At 41.9% G+C, this 18,557-nt stretch carries 18 protein-coding genes; 9 read left to right on the forward strand and 9 right to left on the reverse strand.

Annotation, left to right across the window (positions count from 1 at the left end):
* Positions 1-25 precede the first annotated feature (25 nt).
* From M595_RS11115 to M595_RS11135, 5 genes are all read left to right on the forward strand, one after another.
* Positions 26-817, forward strand: a complete 792-nt coding sequence (locus tag M595_RS11115) for a DsbA family protein (RefSeq protein WP_023066354.1) — start codon at positions 26-28, stop codon at positions 815-817.
* 87 nt (positions 818-904) lie between these two features.
* Complete coding sequence (locus M595_RS11120) at positions 905-1,540, forward strand: lysophospholipid acyltransferase family protein (protein ID WP_023066331.1); 636 nt, start codon at positions 905-907, stop codon at positions 1,538-1,540.
* A 458-nt stretch (positions 1,541-1,998) separates the two neighbouring features.
* On the forward strand, positions 1,999-2,139 hold the full coding sequence (locus tag M595_RS31135; protein ID WP_023066284.1) for a hypothetical protein: 141 nt from the start codon (positions 1,999-2,001) through the stop codon (positions 2,137-2,139).
* Positions 2,140-2,263: 124 nt separating this feature from the next.
* Positions 2,264-3,808, forward strand: a complete 1,545-nt coding sequence (locus M595_RS11130) for a diguanylate cyclase (RefSeq protein WP_161809818.1) — start codon at positions 2,264-2,266, stop codon at positions 3,806-3,808.
* Positions 3,809-4,014: 206 nt separating this feature from the next.
* Entirely contained in the window at positions 4,015-4,308 is a 294-nt protein-coding gene (locus M595_RS11135; RefSeq protein WP_009783014.1) for a DUF2288 domain-containing protein, read from the forward strand.
* A 73-nt stretch (positions 4,309-4,381) separates the two neighbouring features.
* Here the strand turns inward: M595_RS11135 and M595_RS11140 are convergent, their stop codons facing one another.
* From M595_RS11140 to M595_RS11145, 3 genes are all read right to left on the reverse strand, one after another.
* A complete protein-coding gene (locus tag M595_RS11140) occupies positions 4,382-4,759 on the reverse strand; it encodes a hypothetical protein (protein WP_009783013.1) in 378 nt (125 codons plus the stop codon).
* A 144-nt stretch (positions 4,760-4,903) separates the two neighbouring features.
* Positions 4,904-5,155, reverse strand: a complete 252-nt coding sequence (locus M595_RS30610) for a hypothetical protein (RefSeq protein WP_152983562.1) — start codon at positions 5,153-5,155, stop codon at positions 4,904-4,906.
* Between the two features lie 106 nt (positions 5,156-5,261).
* Entirely contained in the window at positions 5,262-6,080 is an 819-nt protein-coding gene (locus M595_RS11145; protein ID WP_023066346.1) for a carbohydrate ABC transporter permease, read from the reverse strand.
* A gap of 444 nt (positions 6,081-6,524) precedes the next feature.
* Between M595_RS11145 and M595_RS11150 the strand changes: the two genes are divergently transcribed.
* Both M595_RS11150 and M595_RS11155 read left to right on the forward strand, forming a co-directional pair.
* A complete protein-coding gene (locus M595_RS11150; RefSeq protein ID WP_023066316.1) occupies positions 6,525-7,220 on the forward strand; it encodes an aldehyde oxygenase (deformylating) in 696 nt (231 codons plus the stop codon).
* Between the two features lie 220 nt (positions 7,221-7,440).
* Entirely contained in the window at positions 7,441-8,466 is a 1,026-nt protein-coding gene (locus tag M595_RS11155) for a long-chain acyl-[acyl-carrier-protein] reductase (RefSeq protein ID WP_023066310.1), read from the forward strand.
* 233 nt (positions 8,467-8,699) lie between these two features.
* Here the strand turns inward: M595_RS11155 and M595_RS11160 are convergent, their stop codons facing one another.
* The 6 genes from M595_RS11160 to M595_RS11185 all read right to left on the reverse strand — a co-directional run bounded on the left by M595_RS11160 (position 8,700) and on the right by M595_RS11185 (position 16,201).
* Positions 8,700-9,902: an argininosuccinate synthase gene (locus M595_RS11160; protein ID WP_023066298.1), complete on the reverse strand. Its 1,203-nt coding sequence runs from the start codon at positions 9,900-9,902 to the stop codon at positions 8,700-8,702.
* Between the two features lie 143 nt (positions 9,903-10,045).
* Positions 10,046-11,113 carry a UbiA prenyltransferase family protein gene (locus M595_RS11165; protein WP_023066341.1) on the reverse strand — a complete coding sequence of 356 codons (1,068 nt, stop codon included), beginning with the start codon at positions 11,111-11,113 and terminating at the stop codon, positions 10,046-10,048.
* 62 nt (positions 11,114-11,175) lie between these two features.
* Positions 11,176-11,526: a DMT family transporter gene (locus tag M595_RS11170; protein ID WP_023066288.1), complete on the reverse strand. Its 351-nt coding sequence runs from the start codon at positions 11,524-11,526 to the stop codon at positions 11,176-11,178.
* 221 nt (positions 11,527-11,747) lie between these two features.
* Positions 11,748-14,894: a DUF4912 domain-containing protein gene (locus tag M595_RS32280; RefSeq protein WP_023066345.1), complete on the reverse strand. Its 3,147-nt coding sequence runs from the start codon at positions 14,892-14,894 to the stop codon at positions 11,748-11,750.
* A gap of 360 nt (positions 14,895-15,254) precedes the next feature.
* Positions 15,255-15,566: a DUF2973 domain-containing protein gene (locus M595_RS11180; RefSeq protein WP_009783004.1), complete on the reverse strand. Its 312-nt coding sequence runs from the start codon at positions 15,564-15,566 to the stop codon at positions 15,255-15,257.
* Between the two features lie 305 nt (positions 15,567-15,871).
* Positions 15,872-16,201: a DUF2605 domain-containing protein gene (locus M595_RS11185; RefSeq protein WP_023066309.1), complete on the reverse strand. Its 330-nt coding sequence runs from the start codon at positions 16,199-16,201 to the stop codon at positions 15,872-15,874.
* A gap of 298 nt (positions 16,202-16,499) precedes the next feature.
* On the opposite strand from M595_RS11185, the gene thrS reads away from it, so the two are divergent.
* Both thrS and M595_RS32705 read left to right on the forward strand, forming a co-directional pair.
* Positions 16,500-18,326: a threonine--tRNA ligase gene (thrS, locus tag M595_RS11190; RefSeq protein WP_023066338.1), complete on the forward strand. Its 1,827-nt coding sequence runs from the start codon at positions 16,500-16,502 to the stop codon at positions 18,324-18,326.
* A gap of 24 nt (positions 18,327-18,350) precedes the next feature.
* Entirely contained in the window at positions 18,351-18,473 is a 123-nt protein-coding gene (locus M595_RS32705) for a hypothetical protein (protein ID WP_023066302.1), read from the forward strand.
* The last annotated feature ends 84 nt before the right edge of the window (positions 18,474-18,557 follow it).

Raw genomic sequence — 18,557 nt, forward strand, 5'->3', positions numbered from 1 at the left:
TTTTTGATCAAAGAGGATAAACTCTATGAACATCTCGACCGCTTGGAAACAGTATCGTCAGTTAAAGCTGTGGCTCGCCACAACCGTTTTAACCCTCTGCTTCAGCTTAGGAGGATGCTCACAACCCGGAGAGTCCGCCAACACAGTTAAAGTGAGTCCCGAGTTTGAACAGCAGGTGATTCAAGTGATTCGTGACAACCCCGAAGCAATATTAGAGTCCGTACAAGCTTACCAACAGCAACAGCAACAAAATCTTCAAAGTTCCCGAGAGTCTTTCCTCGAACAGATGAAAACCGATCCGGGTGCGATTATTGGTAGCTCGCCGACAACCGGAGCATCGAGTCAGGAGATCGTGTTGTTAGAGTTCTCCGACTTTCAATGTCCCTTTTGTTCCCGCGCTCATCAAACCATTAAACAATTTATGGATAAGCATCAGGGACAAGTCACACTCGTTTACAAGCACCTACCCCTCAGTCAAATTCATCCCGAAGCACTCCCCGCAGCAAAAGCGTCTTGGGCTGCTCAACAACAAGGAAAATTCTGGGAATACCAAGATGCTTTATTTACTCAACAAGAACAATTGGGTGAAGATCTCTACCTCGAGATCGCTAACAATTTAAACCTAGACCTTGAACAGTTTAATCGCGATCGCCAAAGTCAGGAAGCCGCCACTGCCATTCAAAAAGATCTCGAACTGGCTCAAGCTTTGGGAATATCCGGAACACCCTTTTTCGTGATGAATGGCGAAACCTTCTCAGGAGCAGTAGAACTCTCCAAAATGGAAGAAGTTTTAGCTCAGGTAAGTTCTAAAAGCTAGTACCGACTCGATCAATTTCTGTGCGTTAGTTTCAGAACGTTCAAAAACCTGATAGTCTAAATATCATCCGATCAATGTTGATAAGCAGTGGCGAATCGAGAACCCGTTGAGAGTTTAATTCTCTACTATTTATTTAAGCATTCCGTTGTCAATCCCCTGTTTCGGGTGTACTTTCGGGGAAAAGTTTATGGAGCCGAAAGCATACCCCAACAGGGAAAACTGATTATTGTCAGCAATCATGCCAGTGATTTTGATCCGCCTCTTTTGTCTAGCTGTATGCGCCGACCTGTCGCTTTCATGGCAAAAGAAGAATTATTTGATGTTCCTGTTCTCAAGGATGCTATCCGCTTGTATGGCGCTTATCCAGTTAAACGGGGATCAGCCGATCGCAGTGCCATTCGAGCCGCTCTAGCCGCCTTAGAACAGGGGTGGGCAGCAGGTTTATTTTTAGAAGGAACTCGCACCCCCGATGGTCGCATTCACAGCCCTAAATTGGGTGCCGCGATGATTGCCGCGAAAGCCAACGCCCCGCTATTACCTGTGTGTTTGTGGGGAACTCAAGCCATTGTTCGCAAAGGTTCGACCATGCCCCGACCCGTACCCGTAACCGTTCGCATTGGGGAACTGATTGATCCGCCTCGTTCAACTCAACGCGGGGAACTCGAAGCATTAACCCGAAAGTGTACTGATGTTATTAACACGATGCACGACTTGGGTCGATGAAAGTTAATACAATTCGAGATGAAATCTAATCCGAAATCGGGTTCTAATACTTCTCTTATTTTCGGAGCCTAAATTCTTATAGCACTACGCCGGCGCGGTTAGGACATTAGTAAAAGCGAAAAGTTGAGGCAGTGCGGTCTTGCCTTTTGCCAAATGAGCTGCACGTAGCGCTATATATAAAAGAGTTTGGATACCTTGGACAGAAGTACCGACAGCCAAAATCAAGTGGCAATATAAATGGGTATGGCTTTATGGTTTCGTTTGTCCCGAATCAGGGGAAACAAAAAGAGTGGCTATTGCCAAAAGTTAATACAAAAATATTTAGTCAAGTTTTGGAAGATTTTGCCAAGAACTTTAGTATATCATTAAGATAACAGTCACTAGAGACGGATGTATTTCTTTACTATTGATGCTCGCCTCATCAAGAATACTCCTAGATATGATTTAATAATAAACCTATGACTTCCAAAGAACCACTCACCCAAGAACTGGAAAACCTGCCCGATCAACTCATGGATCGAATTTTAGATTATATTGCTTTGATCAAGTCTCGCCATGTTTTAAAGTTGGAAAAACCCAATTTAGAATTGAGAGGTTAAACACTGCGTTGAGTCAATTATTTTATAGAAAGGGTGAAAATACTAACCTGAAAAGTAAGTCTTATTTTGGGGGAATTTAAAGATGATAGCATATTGTAGATTGATCCTGTTTCTGATCTTATTCGTGGTGCTGTTTGTAGTGCCAGTGAAAGATTATGCCTATGCTGAAAATAGGATAATCATCGGGGGTAAACCCGGGTTAATTGAATCGAAGTCACGGGTTACTCTTGAAACCCAAAAAAACGAGGCGATAGGCATCCTTAATAATAAGTTTAAAGGCATCGCTTATACAGATAATATCCCCCAAAATTATTCTATCAATTATGAAGTAAATCCCAATTTTAATCAAGAAGAACAAGAATATATTTCTAAAATTGATTTCATCCCAATTTGCGTTGACCCCGATTGGATGCCTTATGAAAAAGTAGATGAAAAGGGTAATTATTTGGGTCTAGTCGCCGACTATATGAAGATTATTTCTGATAGCATTGGAAAAGAATTCCGGGTAGTAAAAACAAGTTCTTGGGATGAATCTTTGTCCTTCGCCCGACAACGAGCCTGTGATATTCTTCCGGGGGCTGTTCCCACACCATTGCGTAAAGAATTTTTGAATTTTAGCGAACCCTATATCTTTTTGCCATTGGTTGTTGCTACCAATTTAGAGGAAATATTTATTCTTGATTTCGAGCGGGTTGCAGGCAAAAGTTTTGCCCTAATTAAAGGGTATGCAGCTATTGAATTGCTCCGCAAAAAATATCCTGAGATGATCATAAAAGAAGTTCCTGACGCCCGGACTGGATTGGAAATGGTGCGGAAAAAGAAAGTGTATGGATATATCGATACTTTACCGACAATTAGCTATCAACTGAAAACGAATAGAATGCCCAATTTGAAAATTTCGGGTGAGCTTGATTTGGATTATGATGTGTCAATTGCCGTGAGAAATGATAGACCGCTATTATTCTCGATCATCAACAAAGCCATTGCTACTATTTCTTCTGAAGAGCGTCAAAAGATATTTTATAACTGGATATCTGTGAGTTATGATAAGGGATTTGACTATGTATTTTTTTGGGAAGTCGTGGGTGTATCTCTTGTTATTTTATCTTTGCTGTTTTATCGAAACTTGATGATCTCTAGGTATAACAAAAAACTGATTGAAGCGAATAAGAAGCTAGATTTTCTCTATAAAACCGATAAGCTAACTGGCTTATTCAATAGACATATCATTGATGAAGAAACTGAAAAGGAAGTTCTTCGTGCAAACCGATATAATCTTGGTTTTTCTGTTGTTCTTTTGGATGTAGATCATTTTAAACAGATCAATGATACCTACGGCCACCATGTTGGGGATTCTGTTCTGGTAGAAATTGCATTTATTCTGAAGAATAACTTGCGAAAGACAGATGTAGTGGGACGTTGGGGCGGAGAGGAGTTTATTGTGATTTGTCCTGAGACTCAACTAACTAACGCGGCTCACCTGGCTGAGAAGTTGCGAAGTCAGATTGAGTGTCATCAATTTTCAGGCGTTGAAAAGACAATTACTGCTAGTTTTGGTGTTTCTGCATACAGAGTCGATGATACGGTGGAAAGTCTAATCAAAAGAGTCGATAGCGCCCTATACTTTTCTAAGCGTAATAATCGCAATTGTGTGACGGTCAGGGATTAGCAGTTATAACCCATCACTTCCCGCTGAAAATACCCGGTTTAAGTCTAAAATAAATAATAGAATCCTTCAACGGAGTAGAATCGATGTCAGCGTTAGATTGTTTGGTGAGGATAGATCAATCTGGGTCATCCAAACAAAATTATCCCCATAAACGTTAGACTAATAAAACGTCTTTTAAGACTGTGGTTAAGAACTCAGGAAAGATTATGCCGGAATTGAGAGAACAACTCGCAGAAAACTTAGATGAAGCTAGATGGGAATGGTTGATTCCTCATCACGAACGAGAAGTGGTTGTAGTGGTCAACGAAGACCTTGATTTACTCGATGTGGGGGAGGCAATCGCCAACGATAATACATCTTCTGTACAGAGTTGGATCAATGAACAACTCATTTACAAACCTTCTATGGAGCAGGTCAGTGTGTGGAACAATAACCGATCTCAACGGTTCAATGCACTGATTGTAGATCCATTTGTCTTAGTGCAGGAACTCTCAGCTTAAATGCGAAGAATGGGGGAGGATGAGATTGAGCGGTAGAGCGAGTTTATCCTCCCCGAGCTTCTTCATCAAGACTTTAGTCCTCAACCACCTCTAGTCCACACACCTCAGCGACTTGTTGGGCTAAACTTTTGTATCTTCTCAGTGAAGATTGAGGGGTATTAAAATCTAAATTAAATCCTTCGACAACCCGTTCTACGAGTTTCTCACGCCATTGAGCTTCGATTTCATAATCAGAACTCAAACTCCCTTCTGACAACGCCGCCATTAATTTATCTAGCATCTGAAATTGTCCAAGCAAATAGGCCGCTCTTGCAACCTCACAGCCGTCTACATCAAGACCATCGAGTTCTCGTAGTACCCGTCGCCATTCAGTTTCAATCAGTTGAGTAATCACAAATCCTGCTCGTGCATATCGTCTATCGACTAAAACTTGAAATTGATCTGCCGTCATTGCTTCTATTGCTCCTAATGAGAGGTTCTATACAATCCAACTTAATTGAGCTTGATTTTAAAATCAGGGTTTTTCGGTCAATTTTAGCAATTGGGCGAGTTGGACAATAGAAAAGCAATTCTTCACAACGGCAAAACGATCAAGTTAAATCAGACCCAGATGAGTGAGGCGAGTGGCGAGTTTAGTGGGGAGGAGAGAGGAATTGGGTAAAGACTCCCATACCAGCAGAGTCCCCCGCAGATGACAAAAATAGATTTCCAAGACGCTCAAGCCTCGACGACGCATAGAATGAGCATACTGAACATTGGGTGTCGATGATCTGCGAGTACAACACCAGAGACGAATATTGTCCGGGATAGGTTGAGACGGAAAAAGCTGTGAATGGTCGGGTTGCATAATTTAAGTTTTTATTGGTTCTCTACTCCAACATTAATCTCGGGTTGAGAGAGCTAATGCACACCATCACATTACATAGAAGCTATAGTTTGAGCAACTATGAACTCTAATTTTTAATTCCAGTCGCCGCAATACCGCGAATAAATTGCCGTTGACCCAGAAGAAACAAAACAACGACAGGGATTGTCGAAATCACGACGGCTGCCATCATTAAAGACCAATTACTGGTAAATTGTTCTTGAAATTCAGCGAGGGCTAACTGTACAGTTTGGAGTTCAGGCCGAGTGGTAAAAACCAGGGGTTTAAATAGATCGTTCCACTCCCCAATAAAGGTAAACAAAAATAGAGTCACTAATGCAGGTCTAGCGCAGGGAAGAATCACTTGCCACAAAATTTGCCAACGGTTCGCCCCATCAAGAGCCGCCGCTTCCTCCAATTCCACGGGAATAGTTAGGAAATATTGACGGAGGAGAAAAATCCCAAACCCATTAACAGCAGTTGGTAAGATTAAAGCCGCGTAGGTATTGATCAGATGTCCCCACTTAAGAACCAGAAAAATAGGAATTACCAACAACTGAAAGGGTATAATCAGAGACATTAAAACAATCAGTAACACCGCCTGTCGTCCACGAAACTGTAAACGAGCCAGCGCATAACCCGCTAAAGCCGAAGTAAGGATCTGAAATCCAGTTACAGCCAAAGCAACGAGAGTAGAGTTGGCAAAGGCTAACAAAAAATTACCCCGTTCCCATGCCTCTTGGTAGTTCGCCAGAGTGAACTCTCCGGGATTGTTAACAGAGCCGACGCGAGAAAATGAAGTCAGCACCACAATCACGAGCGGTAGGAGTACGATTACTGCTCCTAGCAATAGTAAAGCTAAACTTAAGCTTTTGAGAAATTTTGAGGATTGTATCAATTTTATCATAAGTTTTGTATGAGGAATAAACCAAACAATTAAGTGAAACTTATATAAATGGGAATTTAGATGAATTTATTGACCAATCCTTCCTCAGAGGGGACAAAATTAGCCAAATCTTCGCTTAAATAGGTAAAGTAACTATAGGCTCAGTATTTTCTCCTAAGTAGGAAGGGTAATCGGTCAATCAACATTGAGTGTGATTTCAATCCTCTCCGAAGAGGGTGATCAGATCAACAACAGTCTGATGTTAGCGCCGAATCACTTCCAGACCTGGTGAACGCTGAATCTAAAAAAAAACGTATGTTTGCGTTAGACTAAGCGTTTGAGATCGAATCCGATCTTAAACCATGCCCCAACCCAAAAGCGAACTTGATCCTTCAAGATCTCGCGTTCTGTCAAAATCAATCGTAAACTCATTGAACTCATTTGTGATGAGGAGCTAATAAACTTATGCCACAGCTTGAAGCTATTGCAGAAATCGACTTTAACACCAACACTTACAAAGATGCCTACAGCCGAATTAATGCGATTGTAATCGAGGGGGAACAAGAAGCCCACGATAACTACATCAAGCTGGGTGAAATGTTACCCCATGAAAAAGACGAGTTAGTGCGCCTCTCCAAGATGGAAAAGCGTCATATGAAGGGATTCCAAGCCTGTGGTCGTAATCTAGAAGTGACTCCAGATATGGGCTATGCTCGCCAATTCTTTAGTCAATTGCATCAGAACTTTCAAGATGCAGCCGCAGAAGGAAAAGTGGTCACTTGCTTACTGATTCAATCTTTGATTATCGAAAGCTTTGCGATCGCAGCTTACAATATCTATATTCCCGTTGCTGACCCCTTTGCTCGCAAAATCACAGAAGGGGTGGTTCAAGACGAGTATATGCACCTCAACTTTGGTGAGGAATGGCTCAAGGCTCATTTTGAGGAATCTAAGGCTGAACTCGAAGAAGCCAACAGCCAAAACTTACCCATTGTGTGGAAAATGCTCAATGAAGTTGAGAAGGATGCACACATCCTGGGAATGGAAAAAGATGCTCTCGTTGAAGACTTTATGATTGCTTATGGCGAAGCTCTAAACAACATGGGTTTTACCACTCGGGAAATCATGCGGATGTCTGCTTACGGTCTTAAAGGCGCCTAAATCCTGAACCATAAGGGACGCATCAATCAGTGAACAGTCAACAGTGAATCACCAATTGTCAACGGTGAACAGTCAATAGTGAATGAAAAACTTGATCACTGAGAGCTGATAACACTGAAAAACTGTTCACTGTAAGTTGTAAACAGCCAAAGCGGCTCACCGACATCCAGCCCTCGCTCAAGTTACAATCTAAAATCTATTTAAAGTGTAGTGACGGACTATGTTTGGTTTAATTGGTCATCTGACAAGTTTGGAACACGCCCAGTTGGTTGCTAAAGACTTGGGTTATCCAGAATATGCCGATCAAGGGTTGGATTTTTGGTGCAGTGCGCCTCCCCAAATTGTGGATGAAATTAAGGTGACAAGCGTTACAGGCCAAGTTATCGAAGGCCGTTATGTTGAATCCTGTTTCCTACCCGAAATGTTAGCCAGTCGTCGCATTAAAGCCGCGACACGCAAGATCATTAATGCGATGGCTCATGCTCAAAAACACGGCATTAATATCACCGCCTTGGGTGGATTCTCCTCGATCATTTTTGAGAATTTTAACTTAGAGAAGATTAAGCAAGTCCGCAATATCAAGCTAGAGTTTGAGCGGTTTACAACCGGAAATACCCACACCGCTTACATTATTTGCAGTCAAGTTGAACAAATGGCGCCGAAGTTGGGAATTGATTTATCCAAAGCGACAGTTGCAGTTTGTGGCGCGACAGGAGATATTGGCAGTGCGGTTTGTCGCTGGCTTAACCAACGAACTCAGGTGGGAGAATTGTTATTGATTGCTCGCGATCGCGAACGCTTACAAAACCTGCAAGGCGAACTCGGACGAGGCAAAATCTTAGGGCTAGAAGAAGCACTTCCCCAGGCTGATGTGGTGGTTTGGGTGGCGAGTATGCCCAAAGGGGTAGAGCTCGATCCGACGACCTTAAAGCAACCCTGTTTGCTAATTGATGGGGGTTATCCGAAGAATATGGCGACTAAACTTCAACACCCCGGCGTTCACATCTTAGAAGGCGGTATTGTGGAACATTCTCTCGATATTGACTGGAGAATTATGAAAATTGTCAATATGCAAGTTCCCGCCCGTCAACTGTTTGCCTGTTTTGCAGAGTCGATGTTGCTGGAGTTTGAAAAAATTTACACCAATTTTTCTTGGGGGCGCAATCAAATCACTGTTGACAAAATGGATCTGATCGGTCGAGTCTCGATTAAACACGGATTTAAACCCTTACTGCTTTCCCTTTAAAGACAGTAACCCGTATTGTAAGGGCGGGTTCCACCGAGATGTATATTGATCGCCAATCTGTATCAACCCCTCACCGTCACCCGTGGGAAAGGCTGTTAATGTGTTGAGTGGGTTCAGATCGGTTGTTGCTAAAAACACATACATTTTCGCGGAACCCGCCCCTACAAAATAACGATCAGGGCGGGCTTATTAATGTTGTTTGTCGGAGATCTAAATGTAGGCTGAATTTGCCCTTACTGTCTCAGTTTCTCAGACCACACTCGTGTCGGTAATCCCCAAATATAGATAAACCCTTCAGCCGCTTTGTGATCGAAGACATCTTCTGATCCATAAGTTGCCAAATCCATGCTATAGAGGGAATTTGCAGATTGACGCCCAACCATGATTGCATTGCCTTTAAACAATTTCACCCGCACGATTCCAGTCACTCTTTCTTGCGTCTGCTGAACAAAGGCATCGAGCGCTCCTTTCAACGGGCTAAACCACAAACCATTGTAAACAAGCTGGCTATAGGTTTCTTCAATTCCCCGCTTATAGCGCGTCACATCTGCCGTTAAGGTTAAACTTTCTAGATCCCGATGAGCATGAATTAACACCGTCATCGCCGGACATTCATAAATCTCGCGAGACTTAATCCCGACTAAACGGTTTTCAATCATGTCAATTCGTCCAACGCCATGATTACCTGACATTTCATTCAGCTTGGTAATCAAAGCGACTCCGCCCAGAAATTCTCCGTTTAAACTGACGGGAATCCCTTTTTCAAAGCCAATTTCTACATATTCTGGCTCGTTGGGTGTGTCTTCAATGGCTTTGGTGAGGCGATAGACATCTTTGGGGGCTTCTACCCAAGGATCTTCAAGTGGCCCGGCTTCGATTGCCATTCCCAACAAATTGCGATCTAAGCTATAGGGAGAGGACTTTTTCACCGGAGACTGAATTCCGCATTTTTCCCCATAAGCAATGGTTTCTTCCCGACTCATTCCCCATTCCCGGGCGGGAGCGAGAATTTTGAGTTTCGGGTTGAGTGCGGTAATTGAAACATCAAAGCGCACCTGATCATTTCCCTTTCCGGTACACCCGTGAGCAATCGCATCCGCCCCATATTTTTCGGCAGCTTCGACTAAAATTTGAGCAATCAGTGGACGAGCCAAAGCCGTTGAGAGGGGATAGCGATTTTCATAAAACGCATTGGCTTGAATGGCGGGAAAGGCGAACTCGTTGACAAATCTCTCCCGCACATCAATTACAAGAGATTCCTCGGCACCCGAATCAAGTGCTTTTTGCTTAATCGGTTCGAGTTCATCTCCCTGTCCTAAGTCAGCGGCTAGCGTGATGACTCCTTCGACTCCAAACTCATTTTTTAAATAGGGAATACAGACAGAGGTATCGACTCCACCGGAATAGGCTAATACAGCTTTCGTAGCGCGACCCATGAGTTGTTTACTCCTAACACAAGTTAAACTTTCATTATTCACCCATTTTTGGCGAGTGGTTGTCAGAGATGATGCAGATTTTTTAATCTCTGGTTTGTCGAGACAAAAATCAAAGGTTAAGCTACGGTGATTATCGTCTCGATTTAGACAAACAAATGAATGTCTAAATATACAATCGCTAGATAGGCAACTAACCAAATTATTAAGCTTAATTTAATCATCCGATCTTTCAGCACAATCCGATCCGGTTCTTCTCCAATCGCCAGAACTGTCACCATCCATTTATAGTGCATGACGGCATAGTAAACTATCGGCACCGTGATCACCAGTGAGGGATTTTTATCTGAGGCAATGGTAAACAACGCATAACACATAATCGTCATGGTTGCGGTGCTATTGAGTAAAGAATCTAGGAAAGGAAGGGTATATTGTTCTAAAACAGGACGTTGTTTATTGGCTTGACCGCGTTGATAAAAGAGTTGGAGATAATGTCGATTAATAAGCGGGGTTTGATGGGGTTGAAATTCTGATTCTAAATTTGATGTTGATTCAGAATTAATATTTTGATTGAGAAGGGCTAACAGTTCGGCTCGGCGTTTGGCAAATCCTAAAAATAGAGTTAGAAAAAACGTACAGAGGGTAATCCAAGCCGTAGGAATATCGCCTAAAGCATAAATTCCAGCTAAGAGTCGCAAGACAAAACCAAAGGCAATACAACTCACATCAAATAGAGGTTGATTTTTAAGATGGAGAGAATAAAAGATATTATTGATAGCATAAAGTAATACACAGGTTAAAGTTGCCCATCCTAAATGAGAGGCTCCCACAATTGAAAATGTTGCTAAAAATAACCCAATACAAAAAGCAGTTTTAATCCTAATTTTACCACTCGCAATTGGGCGAAATCGTTTTTTCGGATGTCGGCGATCTCGTTCTACATCTTGAATATCATTAAAGATATAAACGGCTGAGGCCATTGCCGAAAATAAAACAACGGTTAACCCACTCAAAATGATAGACTGAGGTTCTAATAATCGTTCCCCAAAAATCACCCCCGCTAGACATAAAAGGTTTTTTGTCCATTGATGAGGACGCAATAATTTAATGATCTCTAAACCTTGACTTTGTTGAGACTCTAGAGAAGAATCACCCTCTTGAATCTCATTGGATTTTGCAGATAAAGAGATTTTTTCTGAATAAGTCTCTTTCATTTTCCAGTCCTCACTCACACCACTGACATTTCGTTAAGAGAGAATCATAATCCTGGTATTTCTTAACGTGACATGATTATAATCCCTGCGAGGATCATTCCTAACCCTATCCATTGATTAATTTCCAATCGTTCCCCAAAGAACCAAACCCCCGCCAGCACAATTAAACCAAATCCAATTGAAGCAAAAACGGGATAAGCGACAGAAACGGGCAATTTTTCTAAGGCTTTGGCGTATAAAATCACGTTAATACCATAAACCCCTAATCCAGCAAGAAACCAAGGAGACAACAGTAAGCCGAGAAGACTAGAATCTGTGGCAACTAAACGGGATTTTTTCAGGAGTAAACTCCCCATCGAGTTATTGATCGCAGCGATCAAAACAAAAGCCCAACCACTGAGATTTAAGTTCATATCATTGCCTCATTTTTAATTAGGTTAGCACTCTTTTTAGTTTTGGTTTAATGAAGTCAAATATCCGATAGAAACAACAGTAAAAAGATTAAATCTAGTGAAATTTGATGTCAACCTTAACCCCTTCAGGTGATTCTGACCCTAAAATTAACCTGATAAAAACAGTGAAAAACTGCTGTTAGCCAGAGACTAGCAGCTAGTAAGACTTTAATGACAATTCTCTAACTGGTTATTGGGTTTGAGAAAGGATTCTGAAACATCTCTATTGTTTTATTCAGAAAAGACAAAAGAGAATCAGTAGATCTCAAGTTAAAAAAAAAGTTTCCCCGTAAATTTTCTTCCCAAGTGACTGTTCTTTGTTGATAGTCTTCGCGATCTGAAGGATAAATCGGTGGAACCCGAACATGAAGCGATCGCGCTAACAGTAACCAACGCTGATTATTGGTAATATAACCAATTTCAACCAGATAATCGCGATCACTCATCGGTACAGAAATATGCCATTCACGCGCCAGTTCATCACACTCATAAAACTCAACACTATAAGGATCTTGAGTATCGAGATCAATCTCTGTCACATCACACACCCGTAAGGCGAGTTGTTTTCCTCCTTGTTGGCGTAACTTTTCTCGATCTTCATTGGGAATATCCCAATACACATAAATAAAGTTGGGATCAATTGGTAAAAGAACAATTTTTGTTTCACCATAACCTTCTGGTAACTTAGGCAACCCTTCATCGACTACTGCCAATTGTTCAGTTGTCTCTGACTGTCCGAGATTAAATTTAGTTGCCGCAATATTAGACTGAGTTTCATCCTCTGAAAGCGTTTCTGCCGCCGAGGTTGAGGCTTTTTTTGCTGGTTCTTCTACTAACTGAGGACTTTCTATGGAAAATATTTCCACCTTCTGAACCGACTTCGGTTGTTCTAGTTTTGGAGAACTTATATTCGGTTTTCTTGTCGTTTTAACTGTTTCTGTTGAGGGAATATTTTGATCTAATTCTTGATGTTTAACTGATGTAGATGGGGGTTCGATCACAGCAGTTTCTTCTGTTGAAATCACGTCTAAACCCGATTGAGTTTGCGGTTGTTCAACATCCGTAATTGTCTCTGTTTCTTCTGGGTGATCTTCTAGAGAAGGTTCAATTTGATCAGTCGGTTCAGCCGTTTCTTCTTCCGGTTGATCAACGGGTTCATCCTCAGCTTCATCAGTTGTTTCTGGGGGGGTTTCTGGCCAAGGAAAATCCCAGGGAAAGTGAATATAAGTGGAACGAACTAACTTTAACCAACGACCTTCTTCTGTCACGTAGCCGATTTCTGCAATATAATCCCGTTGTTTCATCGGCACATGGATATATAACTCTTTAGCCGACTCCTCACATTCATACTCTTGTAAGCTGTGAGGCTTTTGAACATCCATGTCGATAAAGGTCACATCGTAGAAACGCAGTGCAAACTGTTGTCCTCCCTGTTGACGGATTTGCTGTCTATCTTCGTCGAGGATATTCCAATAAGCATAGAGGTTCTCAGGATCATGAAGTTCGAGAACAATCCAGCTTTCGTGATCACTGAGAGAGGATTCTTCCTCTGAAGCCTCTACTGAAGCCTCTACAATACTAGAAGCAACTTCGGAATGTTTGGGTTGCTTTGGGGGATTAGAAGCGGTCACTGTCGCTGGCTGAGAGGTCCCTGTCTGTGGTCGAGGAACATCTGTCATTGAACTGATTGTGTCTGTTGTCTGCTTGATGTCTTGGGCGTTGTCTGATTTAGAATCCGAGGCAGAATCTGAACCGTTGTCAATTTCTGGAAAAGCCATTCCTGCTATTGCTCCGCCAACTCGCGTAGAACTATCTGCTGTTGAGTCTAGAGTATCAGAAGTTGCCGCACTGATGTTTTCTATTTCTGGAGTTTCAGTGTGTAAAGACTGATCGACAATGGCTTCACTCGCCTCTACTGGGGCTTCTATCTCGTCTGCTTCTTGGGGTTCGTTGACAGTATCGAGAGATTCTGTACTCACTCTCGACGCCACTCCACCTGTTAAGGCAACATTTCCGGGTTGTGTTAAATTGTCTGTTAAGTTTTCTGTTAAACTTTCTGTGGTTTTTTCTTCTTTTTCTGCAAGATTAGTGATGATTTCTGGAGGTTTAATCTGATCTTCTTCTAACGTCTTTACCAGTTCCGCGATCGCAAAATCAATGGTAAGTTCTTCAGATTCAATATTTTTGAATTGATCGTCTTGTGTTTCGGTTTCTGAGTCTAATTCTGAGTCTAAAATTATAGGTTCTGAGTCTAAGATTATCGATTTGGCTAAGGTTTGAGTAGATTTTACCTGATCAATCTGATTCTTGTCTGATTCTGGAGTGACTGATAGTGTTAAACTAGGTTCGGTTTCTTCAATGTGATTATTTTGTTGTTCTGCTAACGGTTCATTTTCTACTGCTGAAAATATGACTTCTTCTTCCTGAACTTCTGTAAGATTTTTATTTTTTTCTTGAGTTTCATCAAGATGATTGACTTCTAAGACCTCATTCTCAACTTCTGAAACATCCTCTATTTTTTCTTCTGTATCGTGCCAAAGATCTGCTTCTAAGTCGTGATCTTGATAACGTTCTATCACTTGATTATCAAGAACAACAAACGGTTCAGCCCTAATGTTTGCAAGGATTGGTTCTTGGTTCTCTTGGGTTGAAACTTCTTCTAAATTTTCTGGAGTCTCGTTAATCTTCTCGTCTTCTGAGTGATTAAATTGAGAACTTTCTTCTAACGATTTATCCTCGATTTTTGCACTATTCGTCACTTCTAAAATCGAAGGATATGAAACAGAATCAGTCTCAGAAATCGTTTGTGTTGCTGAATGAGTAGTTTCTAACGCTTGATTTTTCGATTGAGAAGTGGTGGATAAAGGTTGATTATTTTTAGTAATCGGTTCAGACTTGGAAGAACGATTTCTTAGCATCCAAACTGAAACCCAACCAAATAGAATTAAGATCGGTATTAATCCCCATAACCCAATCGGTATTTGTGGAACTTCCGAGTTAGCAGGTTGTTGAGTTTGTGGATATTCTTCGATGGGGCGATTAGACTGTTGAGAGATAATTGTCGAGGAAATGTTGATCGGGCGATTCATAACGGGGGAAACAGTCGGACTCATTGCTATTGTATCCGTTAGATGGGTTGAGATTGCCCAATTTGAAGTCGATTGTTCAATCTCCAAGAAAGCCAGTTTTGTCTCGACTGCTGACACCGGGGTTATGTGAGTCAACCCTAAAAAAGCTTGAGGTCTAAAAACCAGATCTTGATCCGCCAACTCACTGTATTGATCAAGCGGAAAAGAGTCTGCTAAAAAGTAGAGTCGCGTTTGTGGCATCACGGGAAGATTAAGGTGATCGGGGTTTAGCACTTCCGAAGCGATCGCACTGCTAATTTTACCATCTAAAGGTCATAAAGTCTTGCCTTCTGGCAATGATTTAGAAATATTTTTCTAGAATCTTAACGAAGATACTCAACAGTTATACACCCCGATCTATTGATCTGGGGTGCTTGCTTGATCATTTTTCTGTGGATTCGCCGGATATAGATTGTTCTTGGTTGCGTCTCTTGTTGGGTGTTGCTGTGTGGAAGATTGTTTTAATATTTTTTTAACAAGTTAAGAACACTAACAAGGGTTAAATATCAACGATGCCAAAAACAACTCTATAAAGACTTCAACTGGATCAAGTATTGATTTCTATGACTTTTCCTCTGGTGCTTCTTCGCTTGCATTCGGGGAAGATTGATACAAACTATCGAGTTGAGTACGAGCATCTTGCATTGAGAAAGAACGCATCACCAGTAACGGCTCTCTAACCATATTACCGGAATCATCGAGGAGTTCAGGATGGTCAGCATTTCTCAAGATACCCGATGAGTCGCGATAGGTATTTCGAGGCATGGGAGGTCGCTGAGATTCCATACCCACAACGATCAAACTGTGAATCAAATTACGCACAGCCAGAAATGCAAGAATTGTAAAAGCAAGGATGTAGATCAAATGTAACATCGTAATTCTCCTTTGAATTTATGAGTCTGCTAGTGGAAGTAACAAAGATTTTTAAAATGAATAATCAGTAAATCACAATCGGCTTAACGGTCGTCAACTTAAATCGGCACTATATAGATTTTGACATACTCTTACCCTCACAGACCGGGACTGAGTAATAATATCTATACTCTACAGATCCAGTCAGAAGACTATTTAGATCACGTACAACCCCGAACCTAGTCAAACAGCTAACTACTCACTTCAATGACTTTGAGTTCATGTCTCCAAAATTGCTAATTCGACAATTTTCTCCCTCTTAATTCCTAACTTTCCACGCCTTTAGACTGTTCTAAGCGAAAACGAGTAGAAATCTGCCAGCATTCTGTCAGAAGTTTATGCCAAGGCATTAACACGGTCATTTCCACGCCGACTTGACCATCGGTGGCCTGAAACAAGACTTTAGCCGTTGTTACTTCTTGTTGAGCGTGTTTCACCCGCTCTAGCAAATCGATTTGCTGTTTTTCACTCAAAAATGAAATCTCCTCTGTTTCCAGCAGATTCCGTGAACGCTCAAACCAGTATTGAAAATCTTCTAACAGAGGTTGCAGTATTGTTTTGAGGAGTTCGGGTTCAGGTAGGTTGGGACTGAGCATGAATCGTTGTTCTGCGACTTACTAACATCTAATCTTAACACTCTTTAAGTTTTGTAACATTTTTTTTAAGAAATCTTTCATAATACCGACTTTTTTCCAGGAGTCGGGATCACAAGTCAAGCGTCTATCTGGGGTTGAGTGCAAGCGTCTATCTGTCGATTGTGAGCAAGAATGGTAGGATAAAAGAAAATTGTACCTGTCAAAAACCAGTGAATCGGTAGAGTTGGATGGCTCTCTCTAAAACCCAAACCTAGAGCCACCCAAGCTACAATTTGTCAACAATATACTCCAGTGATCGATGGCTACCGCAGAGTCAAACGCTTCTCCCGAACAGCCCGAAAAAATCCATTTACCGAAAACGAGCGAATCTGAAACCCTAAAAAAGATTCGCCACACCGCGTCTCATATCATGGCGATGGCAGTTCAGAAGCTCTTTCCCAAGGCTCAGGTAACGATCGGCCCTTGGATAGAAAATGGCTTCTATTACGATTTTGACAGTCCAGAACCATTTACCGAGAAAGATCTCAAAGCCATTCAAAAAGAAATGGCAAAGATCATCAAGCGCAAACTACCTGTAGTCCGCGAAGAACTCTCCCGTGAAGAAGCCAAACGTCGAATTGAAGAACTCGGAGAACCTTACAAACTAGAGATTTTAGAGGGTTTAGAAGATCCCATTACCATTTATTACCTCGGCGACCAGTGGTGGGATTTGTGTGCTGGCCCTCACGTAGAAAATACCGCAGAGATTCATCCCAAAGCGATTGCACTCGAAAGTTTAGCCGGGGCTTATTGGCGAGGGGATGAAACCAAAGCCCAACTCCAACGAATTTACGGGACAGCTTGGGAAACTCCCGAACAACTGGCTGAATACAAACGCCGCAAGGAAGAAGCCTTAAAACGCGATCACCGGAAACTCGGTAAAGAGTTAGGATTATTTATTTTTGCCGATGTCGTCGGGCCAGGTTTGCCGTTGTGGACTCCCAAAGGAACAATTCTACGAACGGTATTAGAAGATTTCCTCAGAAAAGAACAGCTTAAGCGGGGATATCTACCCGTCGTTACGCCCCATATTGGCCGAATTGATTTGTTTAAAGCATCGGGACATTGGCAACAATATCGTGAAGATATGTTTCCGATGATGGCAGAAGATGAGGAAGCTGCCAAGTTAGAACAAGGGTTTGTTCTCAAACCGATGAACTGTCCGTTTCATATCCAAATCTACAAGAGTGAATTACGCTCTTACCGAGAACTTCCGATCCGACTGGCTGAATTTGGGACAGTCTACCGTTATGAACAGTCAGGAGAATTAGGAGGATTAACTCGGGTTCGTGGGTTCACAGTCGATGATTCTCATTTATTTGTGACTCCCGAACAGCTAGAAAGTGAATTCTTAAATGTTGTCGATCTGATCTTGTCTGTTTTTGGCAAATTAAAACTGAGTAACTTTAAAGCGCGACTGAGTTTCCGTGATCCCGAGTCCGACAAATATATCGGTTCTGATGAGGTTTGGAACAAAGCCGAATCAGCCATCACAAAAGCGGTAGAAACCCTGGAGATGGATCATTTTCTCGGAATAGGAGAAGCGGCATTTTATGGCCCGAAACTGGATTTTATCTTTCAGGATGTCCTTGATCGAGAATGGCAACTTGGAACAGTACAGGTCGATTATAATTTGCCGGAACGGTTTGATTTAGAATATGTAGCTGAAGATGGAACTCGTCAACGTCCCGTGATGATTCACCGAGCGCCTTTTGGTTCTCTCGAACGCTTGATCGGGATTTTGATCGAACAATACGCGGGAGATTTTCCCCTGTGGTTGGCTCCGGTACAAGTGCGGTTATTAGCAGTCAGTGATGAGTTTTTACCTTATACCCAAGAGGTTGTAGAGAAAATGCGATCGCTCGATATTCGTGCTGAGGTTGATAGAAGCCGGGAACGGTTAGGAAAACAAATTCGCAATGCAGAAAAGGAAAAAATCCCAGTCATGGCGATTATCGGAGCAAAAGAGGTTGAGGCCAATAGTCTGAGTATTAGAACCCGCGCCTCGGGTGAATTGGGGACACTCGCGGTGGATGAGGTTTGTCAACGGATACAAAATGCGATCGCTAATTTTGAAGACTTCTAAATGGGAAAAAAAAGACCTTAAAAAATGCTGACCAATCGGGATAAATTTGATATCATCGATTTGCAAGTGATGGCAGTTGCTGATGCTAGTATCTCCCTCTGGGGAAAACTACTCAGTCAACGACCTCCTGCATGGACTACCTTCTAAATCGAGAATTGCAGCCGAACTCTCTAGTTCATTAGGGGTGCAGTATCATTTGAGGAATATCAAGTTCCCCATGACTATAAATTT

Source organism: Lyngbya aestuarii BL J, assembly GCF_000478195.2.
GTDB classification, from domain to species: domain Bacteria; phylum Cyanobacteriota; class Cyanobacteriia; order Cyanobacteriales; family Microcoleaceae; genus Capilliphycus; species Capilliphycus aestuarii.

What these genes read in the sequence shown, in the direction of transcription:
- M595_RS11185 (WP_023066309.1), bottom strand. Translation starts at nt 16,201, where the DNA reads ATGCTCAGTCCCAACCTACCTGAACCCGAACTCCTCAAAACAATACTG.
- M595_RS11165 (WP_023066341.1), bottom strand. Translation starts at nt 11,113, where the DNA reads ATGAAAGAGACTTATTCAGAAAAAATCTCTTTATCTGCAAAATCCAAT.
- M595_RS32280 (WP_023066345.1), bottom strand. Translation starts at nt 14,894, where the DNA reads ATGCCACAAACGCGACTCTACTTTTTAGCAGACTCTTTTCCGCTTGAT.
- M595_RS11170 (WP_023066288.1), bottom strand. Translation starts at nt 11,526, where the DNA reads ATGAACTTAAATCTCAGTGGTTGGGCTTTTGTTTTGATCGCTGCGATC.
- M595_RS11155 (WP_023066310.1), top strand. Translation starts at nt 7,441, where the DNA reads ATGTTTGGTTTAATTGGTCATCTGACAAGTTTGGAACACGCCCAGTTG.
- M595_RS32705 (WP_023066302.1), top strand. Translation starts at nt 18,351, where the DNA reads ATGCTGACCAATCGGGATAAATTTGATATCATCGATTTGCAAGTGATG.
- M595_RS31135 (WP_023066284.1), top strand. Translation starts at nt 1,999, where the DNA reads ATGACTTCCAAAGAACCACTCACCCAAGAACTGGAAAACCTGCCCGAT.
- M595_RS11135 (WP_009783014.1), top strand. Translation starts at nt 4,015, where the DNA reads ATGCCGGAATTGAGAGAACAACTCGCAGAAAACTTAGATGAAGCTAGA.
- M595_RS30610 (WP_152983562.1), bottom strand. Translation starts at nt 5,155, where the DNA reads ATGCAACCCGACCATTCACAGCTTTTTCCGTCTCAACCTATCCCGGAC.
- thrS (WP_023066338.1), top strand. Translation starts at nt 16,500, where the DNA reads ATGGCTACCGCAGAGTCAAACGCTTCTCCCGAACAGCCCGAAAAAATC.
- M595_RS11145 (WP_023066346.1), bottom strand. Translation starts at nt 6,080, where the DNA reads ATGATAAAATTGATACAATCCTCAAAATTTCTCAAAAGCTTAAGTTTA.
- M595_RS11140 (WP_009783013.1), bottom strand. Translation starts at nt 4,759, where the DNA reads ATGACGGCAGATCAATTTCAAGTTTTAGTCGATAGACGATATGCACGA.
- M595_RS11160 (WP_023066298.1), bottom strand. Translation starts at nt 9,902, where the DNA reads ATGGGTCGCGCTACGAAAGCTGTATTAGCCTATTCCGGTGGAGTCGAT.
- M595_RS11180 (WP_009783004.1), bottom strand. Translation starts at nt 15,566, where the DNA reads ATGTTACATTTGATCTACATCCTTGCTTTTACAATTCTTGCATTTCTG.
- M595_RS11150 (WP_023066316.1), top strand. Translation starts at nt 6,525, where the DNA reads ATGCCACAGCTTGAAGCTATTGCAGAAATCGACTTTAACACCAACACT.
- M595_RS11115 (WP_023066354.1), top strand. Translation starts at nt 26, where the DNA reads ATGAACATCTCGACCGCTTGGAAACAGTATCGTCAGTTAAAGCTGTGG.